Source organism: Dyadobacter sp. SRI_021 (assembly GCF_057586235.1).
The window spans coordinates 75,280-90,653 of sequence record NZ_JBYCZM010000003.1; the positions used below are offsets into that span (position 1 = coordinate 75,280).

Consider the following 15,374-nt stretch of genomic DNA (forward strand, 5'->3'; position numbering starts at 1 on the left):
CGGCAGGTAAAAGCGAATAGCTTTACAACAGACCGCATTTTTATGAATGTCATGAACAAAGTTTTACTAGTCCTTTGCCTCTTCGCACTCTCTAATTCTTATGCTCAAACCGGAAAATCAGCCAATTCGCTGATCCTCGACACCGATATCGGCCCGGATTACGACGATGTAGGCGCAATGGCCGTCATGCATGCATTGGCCGACAAGGGAGAGGTGAAGCCGCTGGCAGTGATTTCTTCCAATAAAAATGAATTGGTAGTACCTACTATCGAAATCCTGAATACCTATTTCGGTCGTCCCGAATTACCTACCGGTGCGCCTAAGGGAAAAGGGGCGAGTTTCGGGGCCACACAAAAATGGCCGGAAATGCTGGTAGAGAAATATCCGCATAAAATCGAGAAAACGTCGGATGCGCCGGATGCAGTGGAAACTTATCGTAAAATACTCGCCAAGCAACCCGACCAGAGTGTTACCATTGTTACGGTTGGCTTTCTGACCAACCTTGCGGATTTACTGGACTCAGGCCCGGATGCTAATTCACAGCTGTCGGGAAGTAACCTTGTCCGTAAAAAGGTAAAGCAACTGGTGTCGATGGCGGGCGGGTTTCCGAAGGGGCGGGAATACAATGTGCTGGTAGATTCGGTTGCGTCGGCCAAGGTTTTTGCAGAGTGGCCTACCGAAATCCTGTTCAGCGGTTTTGAAATTGGAAAAGAAATCAAAACTGGTAGGCGGGTAATCGCTAATGAAAATCTGAAAAGCCCTGTGAAAGATGTTTTTGCGATGGCGATGCCATTGTCCAAAGGCGACGCGGACGGCCGGATGAGCTGGGACCAGACCGCCGTATTGGTGGCCATCCGGGGAATTCAGCCCTATTTTGGTGTAAAACGCGGAAGGATCATCGTCGACGGCGGGAATAATAGCTGGCAGGATGATCCTATGGGCCCGCACGCGTACCTCACACCCAACATGCCCTTCGAACAGCTTACCGCGCTGATCGAAGGACTGATGATGTGGCAAGGCAAATAGGTTTTAAACCACCATTGAAGTATCAAGTCGAGCAGTCGGAACATCGTCGCCGGCCGCCGGGTCGCCGGCCGCCCTTTTTATTTTGTCAAAATCCGCATTCAGTTTTTGCACGAAAAGTGCTACATCGAAGCTGTGCACGACGATATTCGCTCCTTCCTTCATCCATTGAATCTGCCTTTCGGGTTCCAGCGAGAAGTGGATACCGATGGCCAACCCCTTGGCACGTGTCGCGCGGATAATGTAGGAAACGGCTTTTTCAAACTCCGGATGGTCATATTGTTCAGGTAGTCCAAGGCTTACCGATAAGTCGTGCGGGCCGATGAAAACGGCGTCCAGCCCCGGCACCGATAGCATTGCATCGAGTTTATCCATCGCGGGCACGCTTTCGATATTGGCAATGCAGATATTCCCTGCATTATATTTGGCGACATAATCCCGCATATGGTCGGGCAAGGGCACTGCGCCGCTCAGGTAGTTCTGCAAGACTTCGCCTTTCAGCGGCCGGTACTTGGTAGCACCTACCAGCTCCGTTATCTGCGCCACGGATTCGAGATAAGGGGCAACGATGCCTTTTGCACCTGCATCGATGGCCTGGCAGGCGAGGTAGGGATCCGGGCACGGAATGCGCACAATGGGTGTAATGCCCAAATGTCGGAATTGCTGACATAATGCAGCCATTTCCGCCCTGCCTAAGGGAATATGCTCGGTATCGAGGAACACGAAGTCGACAGCCGTTTTCTTCACAGCCGCTGGCCACATCGGGCCGGTGGAGGTAATGCAGGTGCCGTATACATTGCCTCCGTTTTTCAGTTTTTCGAGTAATGTGGATTCCATTGTGATATCTTCAGTTATTGTTTCATCAGCCATATCTCCGTCACTTGCGAGCCACGCTCGCCTTCGCCGCAAGTCCATTCAAAAATAACTTTGCCGTCAGTAGTAGCCGCCTTAGGTACATTGAATTCAAATGTGGGCTGCTCGCCGGTCTGGATAAAATCGTGGATCGTCTGGCCGTCGTCGGTGGTCATGCGCATGCGCGAGCGGAAGCGCCCCGTGTACGAAATGCGGATGCGATACAACGCGTCGGGATCGAGATTGTCGTAACGGATTTGCAATGGCTGGTCGTAGAGGGTTTTGGCTTGTTTCATCCAGGCACGCGGGGTCACCTGTCCTTTGAAGCCGGTTGCCTGAATTTCGTCCACCCATTCTTCTCCTACCAAACCGACACCAAAACCGATCCGCGGCGATCGTAAACTACCCGGATCGTTTTCCCAGGATAAGGCCGGTACAACGCGGTACCAGCTCTCAGGGTCGCCGAAATGGTCGTAAAACCCACCCGGGCCTGGGTCTGTACGATGCAATAGCTGATCGATTTCCCGAAGCATTTCGGCCTCGCTGGTCAGCTTTTCAATCCTTTTAAACTGATCTAATAAATAGGGTGCATCGTTCAGCGGCATATGGATCAGATCCACAAAATTACCGCGGCCGGACATAGCGCCGTGTTTTTTCATGGTCAGCTGTGCGCCGATGCTTTTGAACAATGAATCGGCGAGGTCATAGCATTTTTGCTGATGATCCGGGAGAATGCGTTCCTTCCAGGCTTTTTCCAACAGGCTTTCTGCATCACGGATCGCCTTCATCGCTCCGGATTTGCCGGCAGATGCCAATGCGCGTCGCGCTTGCTGTTCCAGTTCGAGTTCGTAAATGAGCCGCTGGCGGGTGTAATCGTCGAAATAGGCGCGGATCAACCCCATCTGGAACCTCGGGTTTTGTAGTAGTTTTAAAGGTGCATTTTTTTCCATTGATTGCCACTGGCGGAGGGTAATACCAATCCCGTCATTGCCGACGACCTCGCCGCGCCAGTTTTTTTCAAGATCGACGATCGCCTGCGCGCCTGCCTCCTTGTATTCAGGACCAAAAAAGAGCCTGGAATAATCGCGTAAGGTCTCGATAACCGGCATGTCCGGGTCCCAATCCTGGTCGCTCCACACAAATTTGTTGACATCGTCATTGGTCCCTTCCGAGTAGCTCACGCTGCCGATTCCATATTGGTCCAATGCATTATGGATCGCCTTTTCATCAAAGGGACGTGGATTGATGCTCTCGCGCCCGAGCGTCATCGCCCATGCGAGGTCCCAATGCGGCACCGGATATTGCGCCGAATAGTTATGAGTGATGTCGGGATAATGCCGGATCGGGATCGACGGTTTAAGGATTTCTCTGATCTTCTGCACGGGAATCTTCACCCAAGGCCCGAATACCACCCCGCCGAACCATGGATATTCTTTGTTAGCATGGCTGAAAAACGCATCGAACCATTTCTGGGTAGGGCGGAAGACCTGGGGCGAAACCCAGATTTTGGCTTTGGGATGGTATTTCTGTAATACGGTCGCCTCTTTTTCCAGCCATGCGAAAAGTACATCTGGTTCCAGTTCGCCCGGATCACCAGCGGGTACAAACACGCCGTCGAGCTTCGGTAAGCTTGCGAATATCTGGTCGCGCTCGGCGAGCTCTTTCGCAATGGAGTCGGGGTGGACATAGTTTTTCCCCATATTCGGATACCAGACCGACACATCGAGGCCATATGATTTACAAATGCGTGACTGCTCGACGATCATTTGCGCCGCAGGTATTTTCATGTGCCGGCTGGTAGCATCGTCGTCCGTCCGCGGAGGGAGAATTTCGATGGTATTCGCCCCAAACAGCGCCAGCTCGCGGATGTATTGGTCGAAACCGGCGACAGTGAATGCATCATAGGCATTCGTTTTGGGGCGGTAACCGAGCTGGTGGCCGCGCATCGGGTACCGCGGGCTGGTGCTGATCGCGAGCCGGGCATCGATCTGCAATTTACTGCGGGTCATTTCCGCCTTTCGCAGGAACCGCCCGACGCCGTACAATATTCCCCGGGCATCTTTTCCTGCTATAATAATGGTATTCGAAGGGCCAGTGACCAGCTTGAAACCCTCACTTTTTAATTCGGGCAATACGGAAACAGCATTTCTGTATGGCTCCGGCAACTTGCTCAGGTCACTCTCCAATGCGACCAGGATCACATTAGCCGCTTTAGGAAGCTTTTTCGCAACAGGGAGTTTGATACCTGTCCGCTTTTCCACCTCATTTTGCAGAACTTCAATGCTTCGGAGCAATGTAGCCTTGTCGCTCGGGCTGAAAATCTGGCTTTGGGATAAATCAAGGGATTGCGAAAGCGCGATGCTGGTCCGCAGGGCGACGGTCAGAAGGATCAGGAACCGGAGAGATGTTCGGTAAGGCATGGGTTAGAGCTTAATGAAAATCCGTTTTTTATAAAGAAGGTAAACCGGGATGAAATTGATACACACAAAAAAGAGTGCGTAAAGCATACTGGCCAGGCGCGGGTCCATTCCGGTTTGCGACAGCGCAGCAACAGTATGGTGGTTCAAAGTATCGCCACCGGCAGGCATCATGTAAAATAGCAATGCAAGAATATCGGCCAGAACGTAAGCGGCGATTGCATTAGCCCCGAAAATGACACCAGGTGTAATGCCCCGCCTCCCTCCGCGGATGTCGATCAGGAAATACAATGCACCGAGCAGCATGGAAGCAAAGCCGGAGGTTACCAGCACGAAGGAGCTTGTCCATAGGTTTTCATTGGTAGGGAAAATCAGGTTCCAGAAATAGCCCAATGCGGCAGTGGCAAAGCCGGCGCTCAGCAGGTAATTGCTTTTCTCGTTGGGAGATAGTGGCCGGAGCATCAATTGACCCGCGAGCATGCCGGTAATGGTGGTCGCGATGGACGGAAATGTGCTCAAAATTCCTTCCGGGTCCCAGGTGCCCTGCCACATTTTGCCCGGCAAATATTGCTGGTCGACCCACGCAGCCAGGTTTACACCCGGTTCGAGCGTTACCTTACCCACACCGGGCGTAGGGATGGTGGTCAATGCGAGCCAGTAGAGCAGGAGAATGGTAATGGCCAGGCCGAGTTGTTGCTTCCAGCTGGTATTTAAGAAAAGGATCGCGCACACGAGGAACACGATCGCGATGCGGTGGAGCGTGCCGGTATAGCGCAGGTCGGAGAAGTTGAAATCGGGCAGCATGTTGAGGAACATGCCGACGGCAAATATTTTCAGCGAGCGGATGATGATCTTGCGATACAATCCTCCTTTCGGCGCGTTCCGTTTTTTGGAATAGGCTAATGCAATGGAAACTCCGACGATAAAAAGGAAAGTAGGTGCGATGAGGTCCGTGAATGTCAGCCCGTTCCATCGGGTATGCCGAAGCGTGGGAAACACAAAATCCTCGTGTCCCGGGAAATTGACCATGATCATCGCCGCAATGGTAAAACCACGCATTGCATCCAGTGAAAGTAATCGGGGCGAAGCGCCTGAAAGGTTTTCCATAGCAGCCGTTTATAGGGTTATGTACGGAGACATTGCACAAAAGGGCTATTTCCGACGCTTTTTGCACCCTTCACTAGTATATTTTGCGCAATTGTCAGTAATTAGGTAGTTGTATTCCTAACACCGGAAAATCATTCCCCAGCCTTTTTGACCCTATGAAGAAACTACTTCCGCTTTCGCTTGTCCTGTTTGGTATGCTGCTGCTTGCAGGCTGCAAAAGATCAGGCAATGTAAGCAAGGAACAGGCCGAGAAAATCGCAGTTTCCTGGAAGCTCGTCAGCAATTTTACTGAACCTGATGGAACGTTTAAAGCCCAGTTTACGATCCGAAACGGCAGTGATTTTACGCTGGACGGTTCTAACTGGAAGCTGTTCTGGAATATGTCGCCGCGGCCGATCCAGTCGAACAAAACGCCGGAACCAGCGGTTGTTGAGCATATCAACGGCGACTGGTACCAGATGGTACCGGCAAAGGATTTTCTAATGCGCCCGCGGGATTCGATGACTATTACGTACACCGGCACAGAGGGTGTCATCAAGGAAACGGATGCGCCGCTGGGCTTGTATTTTGTGTTTTATGATAACGAGGGCAAGGAAAAGGAAATCGTCGAGGTGGTGGATTATACGATCGAGCCATTCACTACTAAAGAGCAGATCCTGCGGGGCAAAATGGATTTGAAAGAGGTGCCGACCGCCGAAACGCGTTATAAAGCCAACACCGCATTTACCAAATTGAGCGAGGAACAGCTTTTGAAAATTATCCCTAGTCCGGTGAAACTCGTTCCGGGCGCAGGTACATTTACATTGACGGGCAAAACAAATGTTTTTTACCAGGAAGGGCTAGAAAACGAAGCCAAATACCTGATCAGCAAATTCAAAACGCTCACCGGCACCGACTTGCCGATCCAGGTCGGCTTACCCGGCAAAGGTTCTTCGGAAGAAGCCGCCATTGTTTTGAAAACGGGTAAGGTCACGGTGAATGGGATTTCCAGTGAAGCATATAATCTGAATATTGGTCAAACCGGCATTACGATCGAGGGGAGTGATGCTGCGGGCGTGTTCTACGGCGTTCAAAGCCTTTTGCAACTCGCGCCGACGGACGCTTACCAGAAACCTGTCGCTTCCGTTGGTTTTGGATTTGTGCAGGTACAGGATGCACCTCGGTTCCAGTTCCGTAGCTTGCACTTGGATGTGGCGCGTAACTTCCAGACGAAGGAATCGGTGAAGCGCATTATAGACCTGCTCGCATCTTACAAGGTCAACCACTTACTGCTTTATACCACCGAGGACGAAGGCTGGCGGATCGAGATCGACGGTTTGCCGGAGCTTACGCAGGTAGGCGCACAGCGTCAGCATACGTCCGGCATGAATGCGAACGCATTGCACCCGGGTTACGGGTCGGGACCGGTTGCCAATGAGAAAGGCAAACACGGCAGCGGCTATTATACCAAGGCCGATTTTATTGAAATACTCAAATATGCCCACGAGCGGCACATTAAGATTATCCCTGAGCTCAACTTCCCCGGTCACGCGCTGGCGGCTATCAAGTCGATGGAAGCGCGGTATGAGCGGTTGATGAAGGAAGGTAAAGAGAAAGAGGCGAACGAGTACCGTTTGATAGATCCGGATGACAAGTCGGTTTACATTTCGGCACAGGGCTACAAGAACAATGTCGTGAGCGTGGCGCGTGAATCGACCTACAATTTCTTTGTGAAAGTAGTGGATGAAATCGCGAAACTGTACGAACAGGCAGGCTTGAAAATGGATACTTTCCACACCGGCGGCGATGAAGTGGCGGATGGCGTGTGGACGAAGTCGCCGATGGCTGCCAAACTGCTGGCAGAGCATCCGGAGGTAAAAGGGCCGCGCTATCTGCAAACCTATTTTTTTAGAAAGCTCCTGCCTATGCTCGAAAAACGTAACCTGAAAGTGCATGGCTGGGAAGAAGTGGCGTTGAACAAAACGGAAACCGGTGCATACCTCGCCAATCCGGAGTTTGTGGGGCGTCAGGTATATCCCTACGTTTGGAACAATGTGTATGATGTTGACCTGGGTAACCGCCTGGCTAATGCGGGTTATCCGGTGGTGCTTTGTAATGTGACCAACTTCTATTTCGACATGTCGTACAACAATGATCCCAAGGAGCCTGGCCTGTATTGGGGCGGGTTTGTGGACACGCGCGACAACTGGGCATTTGCGCCGTTTAATATGTTCCGTACCACTGAGGAGACGGCCATGGGCAAGCCGATGAAGGAAGAGTTTGTAGGCAAGCAGCTGATGAGGCCAGAGGCACGCAAGAACGTTTATGGTGTGGAGGCGCAGCTCTGGAGCGAGACGATCAAAGGTCGTGATATGATGGAGTATTCGATCCTGCCCAAGCTTTTGGGTTTCTCTGAAAGTGCCTGGGCAGCCGAAAGGAAGTGGGAAAGCGTAGCCGACGATGCCGCCAGAAAGGCGATGATGGCCGAAGGCTGGAATATTTTTGCAAACTCGATAGCCCAAAAGCATCTCCCGAGACTAAAGTATATCAACGGGGGCTATAATTACCGCCTGCCCCAGCCGGGCGCGATCATAGAAAACGGAATGCTGAAAGCGAATGTGGAATTGCCGGGCCTGGCAATTCGCTACACGACCGACGGTTCCGAGCCTACCGAGACTTCACAACTTTACGAAAACCCTGTGAAAGTGTCGGGTACTGTTACGCTGAAAAGCTTCGATCTGGCCGGACGGTCGAGCCGCAGCAGCGTGGTAACAGCCCGTTGACCGAACTGATCGTTTAACGCAGCTTACAGCTCAACTCCTCACCGTCGATGAACATTGGTGTAGATCTCGGCGGCACGAACATTCGTGCCGGCATCGAGTCGGGTGGCCATATTACCCGGCAAAATCAGACATTACTGGCCAACAAACATTCGCTGTCGGCAACGCTCGACCAACTGATGGACGTCATCCGTCCCTTGACGGCCTATCCCGTGAAAGGTATCGGTATTGGGGTGCCTTCGGTCGTGGACGTGAACAAAGGCATTGTTTATAATGTCATGAATATCCCTTCGTGGGAAGAGGTCGCATTGCGCGACATTGTGGAAAAGGAATTCAACCTGCCGGTTTCGGTGAATAATGATGTGAACTGCTTCGTGCTTGGCGAGCACCGTTTCGGATTGGCGCGGAAGTTCCAGTCGGTGATCGGCATGGCGATTGGTACGGGCCTGGGCTCGGGCATTATCATTGATAACCATTTGTACGCGGGAAAGAATTGCGGGGCAGGGGAGATCGGCATGCTGCCTTACAAGGATTCGATACTGGAAAACTATGTATGCAGCCGGTTCTTCGAAGAATCCCTGGGTATCGACGCGTTCGCGGCACACGAGGCAGCATTAAAGGGCAACAAGGAGGCGATGGAAGTCTGGGAAGAATTCGGGGTGCATTTGGGGGCGGTAATCAAGGCGATCATGTATACCTACGACCCCGAGGCGATCGTTATGGGCGGCTCCATTGCCAAAGCCAACCGTTTTTTCCAGGATAGCATGCTGGAAAGCATTCAGGATTTTGCTTATCCCGAATCTTTGAAAAAGCTGACACTACTGCTGTCCGAAAACGAAAATATTGCATTGTTGGGCGCTGCGGCATTGCTCGACGATTGATGTAATGCAGTTTTTAGATTTAAATTAGGCTACCAAACCACGCGCGACCCTGATGCAAAGGAACATTTTCATCGTAGTACTGATCTTCCTGATCTTTTTCGTCATTTCCTTCCTGACCAATATCCTCGGTCCGATCATTCCTGATATCGTCAAAAGTTTTGATCTGAGCATTGGTCTGGCGGGTTTCCTGCCGTTTGCATTCTTTGTTGCCTACGGGGTAATGTCGATTCCGGCGGGGTTGATGGTGGAGAAGTTCGGTGAGAAAGTAATGCTGATCAGCGCGTTCCTGTTAGCGTTCGGCGGAGCACTGCTCTTTGCATTGGTCCCCAGCTTTTTCGTGGCACTGTTTTCACTTTTCCTGATCGGCATTGGAATGGCCATTTTGCAGGTGGTCATTAACCCCCTGTTGCGGGTTTCAGGCGGGGAGGAGAAGTTTGCATTTTACTCGGTGCTTGCGCAGCTGTTCTTTGGTGCGGCGTCATTTCTGAGCCCGCTGCTTTATAGTTATCTGGTATTGAATGTGCATTCGGGGAATTCCGGTTTTTTGATTGATATATTAAATGGTCTGGTGCCCGAGAACCTGAAATGGGTTTCGCTGTATTGGGTTTTTGCGGTGATTGCGCTGGCGATGGTCGTAGTCATCGCCTTGGTGAAATTTCCGAAAGTGGAACTGCTGGAAGATGAGCGGATCGACGTGGGGAAATCGTTCGGCGAACTGGCGGCGAACAAGCTGGTATGGCTGTTCTTCCTGGGGATATTTGCCTATGTGGGTACCGAGCAGGGCATTGCCAATTGGATTTCGCAGTTTTTGCAAACCTATCATGACGTGGATCCGGCGACGACCGGCGCTTCGGTGATTTCCTATTTCTGGGGCTTGCTCACCATCGGTTGTTTCCTCGGTTTGATATTGTTGAAAATCTTCGACAGCCGGAAAGTACTGGTATTCTTCACTTGCGGGGGCATTGCGTCGTTGCTGATGGCCTTGTTCGGATCAAAAGAAATGGCTTTGATCGGCTTCCCGATGGCGGGTTTTTTTGCGTCGGTGATGTATTCGGTGATATTTTCACTGGCATTAAACTCCGTTCCAAAACACCACGGCACGTTTTCCGGGATTCTTTGCGCGGGTATTGCGGGTGGTGCGGTTGTGCCGCTGATCGTCGGTGGGTTGGGGGAGTTAGTGGGGCTGCGTTTTGCGATGCTCTTCCTGCTGATTCCACTGGGTTATATTTTAAGTATTGGAATGTGGGCTAAACCGCTCGTTAACAATGAAACGGTATCGAGCGTGAAAGAGCTGTTCAAGCTCGGTTGAAAGGGTATTTATATGTACAAAATCATTCTCCTGCTCGACTTTGCGGAGGAATACAGTAAGAGCCTGATGAAGGGGATCAATGCGTATTCCAAAGAATTCGGCCCGTGGATCTTCTGCCGGATGCCGCTTTTCCATCGCGAGACAATCGGGATCGATGGCATCCTGAAATGGGCATTGGAGTGGGGAGCGGATGGTATTGTAGGGCAATTGTATAATAAAGAAATCGATAAGATCGTCCGGGCCGGGATTCCGGTCATTGCGCAGGATTTCAAGGAACGCTTCACCGAAATACCCAACATCACCGGTGCCTACCATGAGGCCGGGCAAATGGGCGCCGATTACTTCCTCAAAAAAGGCTTTACCAACTTTGCATTCTACGGTTTTAACGATATCGTGTGGTCGCGCGAGCGTGCGGAAGGCTTTGAAGAGCATTTGCGGAAGAAAGGGCATAAAGTACATTATTTCGAGCATAAAAAGTCGCGTTCCACGGAGCTTTGGTATTACAAGCCCAGCTCGCTGAGCCGCTGGCTGAAATCGTTGCCCAAGCCGATCGGCCTCATGACCTGTGACGACAACCAGGGCCAGCACATCACGGAGGCGTGCAGGCACGTGGGCATACGCATACCCGAGGAAGTGGCCGTGCTGGGCGTGGATAATGATGAAATGATCTGCGACTTGTCCGATCCTCCGCTTTCGAGTATTGCACTCGATGTGGAAAAAGGGGGCTATGACGCTGCCAAACTGCTCGATCACATGATCAAGCATGGCACTACGGAATATTACGACGTGGTAGTACGTCCCACCCAGGTCATTACCCGGCATTCGACGGACATTTACGCCACCGCCGATGACCACATCGCTTCATCCTTAAAATACATTCACCAGAATATTGACAAAAACCTGCACGTTGATGAAGTTGTGAAGCAAGTACCGCTTTCGCGCAGGGCGTTGGAGAAGCGTTTTCTGGAAATCACCGGTTATCCGATTTACAAATACATCTTCAATCTGCGGATCGAGAAATTCACACAAAAATTGCTCGATACCGACATGTCAGTGTTTGAAATTGCACTGGATATGGGGTTGGGGGATAGCAAAAATATAGCCCGCCAGTTCAGGCAGGCTAAGGGGTGTAGTCCGAGTGCTTATCGGAACAAGTATCTTGCAGGGAAGTGAGGCTTGTGGAATTTTGAGTCTATGAGTTTAGAGTTTAAAGTTGAGGGTTTAAAGTTTAGAGTTTAAAGTTCAGAGTTAAAATTTAAAGTTTTGAACTTTCAACTCTGAACTCATAAACTCTGAAGTCATAAACTTTGAACTCATAAACTTTGAACTCATAAACTTTGAACTCATAAACTTTGAACTCATAAACTCCCTTACCAGATCACAATCCGCGACGAATCAGGCAGTACCATCTTGCTTCCGGCGCCGCAGCTCCATGCTGCCTGGAATTCCTTCAAATGTGGCAGCGGACCGTTGATACGGTCGCGGGCCGGTGAATGCGGGTCGGTTTGTACCTGGTTGCGCAACGCTTCGTCGGTGGTGTTCATGTGCCATACTTGGGCCCAGCCGAGGAAGAAACGCTGTTGCCAGGTAAAGCCGTCGATGGGAGCCGGCTCTTTCCCGTTGAAAGATTTTTCCAAAGCATAATAAGCCAATGTGAGTCCGCCCAGGTCGGCTACGTTCTCGCCGATGGTCAGTGCGCCGTTAATCTTAAAACCGGGTAATGCTTCGATGCCGCTAAAATAGTCGATGTAGCGTTTGGTCAGTTTGTCGAAATTGGCGCGGTCGGCGGCAGTCCACCAGTTTTTGAGATTGCCTTCGTCGTCGAACTGCGAACCCTGATCGTCGAAACCGTGGGTAAACTCATGGCCGATCACGGCAATGATACCGCCGTAGTTAATCGCATCATCGGCATTGCGGTTATAGAATGGTGGTTGCAGGATACCGGCCGGGAACACCACCTCGTTGTTCAACGGGTTGTAGTAGGCGTTCACCGTCTGCGGGGTCATGAGCCATTCTTTCTTGTCCACCTCCTTGCCGATTTTGTCCACATTCTCCTTGTGCGCGAACAGCGATGCTGAAATCACATTTTCAAATAGCTTGTCCGGCGCGATTTCGATGGACGAATAATCCTTCCATTTATCAGGATAGCCGATTTTGTAGGTAAATGCTTTGAGTTTTTTATGGGCTTTGGCCTTGGTGGAATCGCTCATCCACGTCAGCTTGTCGATCCGTTCGCCGTAGACAGTGCGCACGTTCTCGATCATTTCGGACACCTTCTTCTTATCTTCTTCCGGGAAGTATTTTTTCACGAACAGCTTACCGAGCGGCATACCCAGCAAACCATCGGTGGAGCGGATCGCACGTTCTACGCGGCCTTTCTGCTGCTTGGTACCCCGCATGACAGTGGCGAAGAAGCGGAAATCCTCCTGATCGAACTTTTTGGGTAAATAACCTGCGAAAGTCGAGAGCAACTGCCATTTGGAATACAGTTTCAGCGTCGCAATCGGCGTCGCCTTCAACAGCTTGTTCAGGTTTTGCAAATAAGGTTTGTTCTGGACAATCAAAGTGTCCGTCTTGATGTCCTGCTTATCTGCAAACGTTTTCTGGTCGAAATCCGGGATCAGCTTTTCGAAATCGGCGAAGGCCATTTTGTTATAAGTCTTCACCGGGTCACGCAACTCCACATTGGTCAGTTGCAGCTTAGCTACTTTGGTTTCGAAGTCAAGGATTGTCTGGCCCGGGTTGGCTTCGGGAAAGCCTGCCATGGAGAACATCTTGTCGACGTGCTTTACAAACTCGCCGCGCACTTTCACGGTGCTGGAATCGGTGCGGTCGTAGTAACTGCGCTCGCCGAGACTCAGACCGTCCTGTCCCTGGTAAAGGATGTTAACTTTGCTATTTCTTAAATCACCTTCCACACCGAAGCCGGTAACGGTTTCCACACCCACCTTCTGCATTTCGCCTGCTACCGCTGCGAGGTCTTTAAGGGAAGCCACCGCATTGATTTTGTCGAGATAAGGTTTCAGAGGCTCTAATGCACGTTTCTCTACCGTTGCCGTGTCGAGGAACGATTGATAGTAATCGGCGATCTGCTGTTCTTCGGTACCTTTCTTGCGGTTCTGAACTTTCGTTATCTCTTCGATGATACCTTTCAGGCGCACCTCCTTGTTCTCCTTATCCAGTATGCCGAAGGCGCCCCAGCGGCTTTCGGTACCCGGGATCGGGTTTTTCTTTTTCCAGCCGCCATTGGCATAGGAATCAAAGTCGTCGCAGGCTTTGGCTGTCGAGTCGAGCGAGCTCACATCGAAGCCGGGTACTTTGGTGGTGTCGGTTTCTTCCTTTTCTTTTTTACATCCTGCCAGGCTCACCAAAAGGGCCAGAGCGGCAGCACGGAATGCGGCTGATTTCATTTTTTGATGTATTTGTTTTTGAAGTATATAAAAAGACTTAGTGAATCCCACCCATCCAGCCTTTGATCGGCTTCCAGAATACGAGCAGGATCAAACCAAAAATGGTGGTAATGATGGCCACCTGGTTGAACAATGCCGGCATTTGCAACACATTCGATTCATCGAAACCGCCCGCGAAGAGCCCGGCGATCAGGTTACCCAGCGATGCGCCAACGAACCAGATACCCATTAATTGGCTCACATAACGCTTTGGCGCCAGTTTAGTGTAGGAGCTTAACCCGACGGGACTCACGCAAAGCTCGCCGATCGTGTGCAGGAAGTAGGTAAATGTGAGGAAAAACGGCGAAGCCAGCTCCCCTTTCACTGCGATGTTCGAAGCGGCTACCATTACAAAGAAGCTCAGACCGAGCAATATCAAACCCATTGCGAATTTGACAGGAATGGAAGGGTTACGGTTTTTGGAAGAAAGCGATATCCAAAGGCTCGCCAGCACAGGTGCGAAGATCAGTACGAAAGTAGGCTGGAAGTTCTGAAACCAGCTCGAAGGCACTTCCCACCCGCCAATCATTCGCTGCGTGTGGCGTTCCGCGAAGATTTGTAATGAGGTGCCCGCCTGCTCGTAGCCTGCCCAGAACAATGCGATGGCCAGGAAGAGTATGATCAACACCCCGACCCGGTATTTCTCCACGCGCGTAAGCCCGCCCGCTACGAGGATAAAGAGGAAGTAGGCAGCAGAAATGGAAACGATAATGATACCGGCGCCTTGCGCGAGGCCCTGCGCGGTGGTCATATTAATAGTACCTGTCGATTGCAGCACGATCAGGAACACGACCAGCAATGCGATCAGGCCGTAACCCAGCATTTTGTTGCTGCTTGATGCAGGTTCAACGGCTTCTTCGCTGGCTTCCTTCGCCGATGGTACTTCACCCAGCCCTTTCAGGTATGTAGCGCTTCCATACCGGAACACGATCAGCCCGAGCAACATGCCTATTGCAGCTGCGCCAAAACCCATATGCCAGTTGACTTTTTCGCCCAGATAGCCCACGATAGCGATACCGAGGAAGGAACCCAGGTTAATTCCCATATAAAAGATAGAGAATGCCGCGTCGCGACGTGCCCCGCCTTCGGGATAAAGCTCGCCGACAATGGAGCTGATATTCGGTTTCAGAAGCCCGGTACCAATCGCTACCGTGCTTAATCCGAGAAAGAATATGGCCGGTCCGGCGGGCAATGCCAGGATAATGTGCCCCAGCATAATGACGATGCCTCCATACCATATAGCCTTTTTCTGACCCAGAATGTTGTCGGCTAACCAGCCACCGGGCAGTGTAAGCAAATAAACGGAAGCAGTATACAGTCCGTAAATAGCCGTTCCTTCGGCTGCACTCATTCCCATTCCGCCTTTGATATTATCGAGGAGAAAAAGCAGAAGAATGGCCCGCATGCCATAATAGCTGAAACGTTCCCACATTTCGGCAAAGAACAAGACATACAGCCCTTTGGGGTGTTTTTGGGAAATCTGTGAAGACATAGAAAGAGAAGTGTTTTATTTGGTTTTTGGGGTTGTAAACAGACGTTTTTATCGTGCAAGATAGGAATTATGGGTAAATATCAAT

Annotated in this window: 10 protein-coding genes; 5 read left to right on the top strand and 5 right to left on the bottom strand. The window is 51.1% G+C overall.

All coding sequences use genetic code 11. The features are described from left to right. Window positions 1-51 precede the first annotated feature (51 nt). Window positions 52-1,026, top strand: a complete 975-nt coding sequence (locus tag AC2YIT_RS09595) for a nucleoside hydrolase (protein ID WP_487279057.1) — start codon at window positions 52-54, stop codon at window positions 1,024-1,026. A gap of 3 nt (window positions 1,027-1,029) precedes the next feature. On the opposite strand, the gene AC2YIT_RS09600 is transcribed toward AC2YIT_RS09595, so the two are convergent. Genes AC2YIT_RS09600 through AC2YIT_RS09610 form a run of 3 tightly spaced genes read right to left on the bottom strand, consistent with a single transcriptional unit; the run spans window position 1,030 to window position 5,399 of the window. After that, window positions 1,030-1,860 carry an HpcH/HpaI aldolase family protein gene (locus AC2YIT_RS09600; RefSeq protein WP_487279058.1) on the bottom strand — a complete coding sequence of 277 codons (831 nt, stop codon included), beginning with the start codon at window positions 1,858-1,860 and terminating at the stop codon, window positions 1,030-1,032. Between the two features lie 14 nt (window positions 1,861-1,874). Continuing rightward, window positions 1,875-4,295 (bottom strand): beta-N-acetylhexosaminidase family protein, encoded by a 2,421-nt coding sequence (locus AC2YIT_RS09605; protein ID WP_487279059.1) that lies wholly within the window; start codon window positions 4,293-4,295, stop codon window positions 1,875-1,877. 3 nt (window positions 4,296-4,298) lie between these two features. Continuing rightward, window positions 4,299-5,399, bottom strand: coding sequence for an acyltransferase family protein (locus AC2YIT_RS09610; protein ID WP_487279060.1), 1,101 nt, complete (start codon window positions 5,397-5,399; stop codon window positions 4,299-4,301). Window positions 5,400-5,554: 155 nt separating this feature from the next. Between AC2YIT_RS09610 and AC2YIT_RS09615 the strand changes: the two genes are divergently transcribed. The 4 genes from AC2YIT_RS09615 to AC2YIT_RS09630 are packed head-to-tail and all read left to right on the top strand — an operon-like array spanning window position 5,555 to window position 11,521. Beyond that, the gene (locus tag AC2YIT_RS09615; protein ID WP_487279061.1) at window positions 5,555-8,161 is read left to right on the top strand and encodes a family 20 glycosylhydrolase; all 2,607 of its coding nucleotides are present in this window, start codon (window positions 5,555-5,557) and stop codon (window positions 8,159-8,161) included. Between the two features lie 47 nt (window positions 8,162-8,208). Further along, window positions 8,209-9,039 carry an ROK family protein gene (locus tag AC2YIT_RS09620; protein WP_430844273.1) on the top strand — a complete coding sequence of 277 codons (831 nt, stop codon included), beginning with the start codon at window positions 8,209-8,211 and terminating at the stop codon, window positions 9,037-9,039. A gap of 52 nt (window positions 9,040-9,091) precedes the next feature. After that, a complete protein-coding gene (locus tag AC2YIT_RS09625) occupies window positions 9,092-10,348 on the top strand; it encodes an MFS transporter (protein ID WP_487279062.1) in 1,257 nt (418 codons plus the stop codon). 12 nt (window positions 10,349-10,360) lie between these two features. Then, window positions 10,361-11,521: a XylR family transcriptional regulator gene (locus AC2YIT_RS09630; RefSeq protein ID WP_430844277.1), complete on the top strand. Its 1,161-nt coding sequence runs from the start codon at window positions 10,361-10,363 to the stop codon at window positions 11,519-11,521. Between the two features lie 197 nt (window positions 11,522-11,718). Here AC2YIT_RS09630 and AC2YIT_RS09635 read toward each other — a convergent pair whose 3' ends face one another. Next, window positions 11,719-13,758: a M13 family metallopeptidase gene (locus AC2YIT_RS09635; protein ID WP_430844278.1), complete on the bottom strand. Its 2,040-nt coding sequence runs from the start codon at window positions 13,756-13,758 to the stop codon at window positions 11,719-11,721. A gap of 37 nt (window positions 13,759-13,795) precedes the next feature. Continuing rightward, entirely contained in the window at window positions 13,796-15,289 is a 1,494-nt protein-coding gene (locus AC2YIT_RS09640; protein ID WP_430844280.1) for a peptide MFS transporter, read from the bottom strand. Between the last annotated feature and the right edge of the window lie 85 nt (window positions 15,290-15,374).

Excerpts from the sequence above, each read along its gene's own strand:
- AC2YIT_RS09640 (WP_430844280.1), bottom strand. The coding sequence starts at position 15,289 with ATGTCTTCACAGATTTCCCAAAAACACCCCAAAGGGCTGTATGTCTTG.
- AC2YIT_RS09615 (WP_487279061.1), top strand. The coding sequence starts at position 5,555 with ATGAAGAAACTACTTCCGCTTTCGCTTGTCCTGTTTGGTATGCTGCTG.
- AC2YIT_RS09630 (WP_430844277.1), top strand. The coding sequence starts at position 10,361 with ATGTACAAAATCATTCTCCTGCTCGACTTTGCGGAGGAATACAGTAAG.
- AC2YIT_RS09605 (WP_487279059.1), bottom strand. The coding sequence starts at position 4,295 with ATGCCTTACCGAACATCTCTCCGGTTCCTGATCCTTCTGACCGTCGCC.
- AC2YIT_RS09610 (WP_487279060.1), bottom strand. The coding sequence starts at position 5,399 with ATGGAAAACCTTTCAGGCGCTTCGCCCCGATTACTTTCACTGGATGCA.
- AC2YIT_RS09595 (WP_487279057.1), top strand. The coding sequence starts at position 52 with ATGAACAAAGTTTTACTAGTCCTTTGCCTCTTCGCACTCTCTAATTCT.
- AC2YIT_RS09600 (WP_487279058.1), bottom strand. The coding sequence starts at position 1,860 with ATGGAATCCACATTACTCGAAAAACTGAAAAACGGAGGCAATGTATAC.
- AC2YIT_RS09635 (WP_430844278.1), bottom strand. The coding sequence starts at position 13,758 with ATGAAATCAGCCGCATTCCGTGCTGCCGCTCTGGCCCTTTTGGTGAGC.
- AC2YIT_RS09620 (WP_430844273.1), top strand. The coding sequence starts at position 8,209 with ATGAACATTGGTGTAGATCTCGGCGGCACGAACATTCGTGCCGGCATC.
- AC2YIT_RS09625 (WP_487279062.1), top strand. The coding sequence starts at position 9,092 with ATGCAAAGGAACATTTTCATCGTAGTACTGATCTTCCTGATCTTTTTC.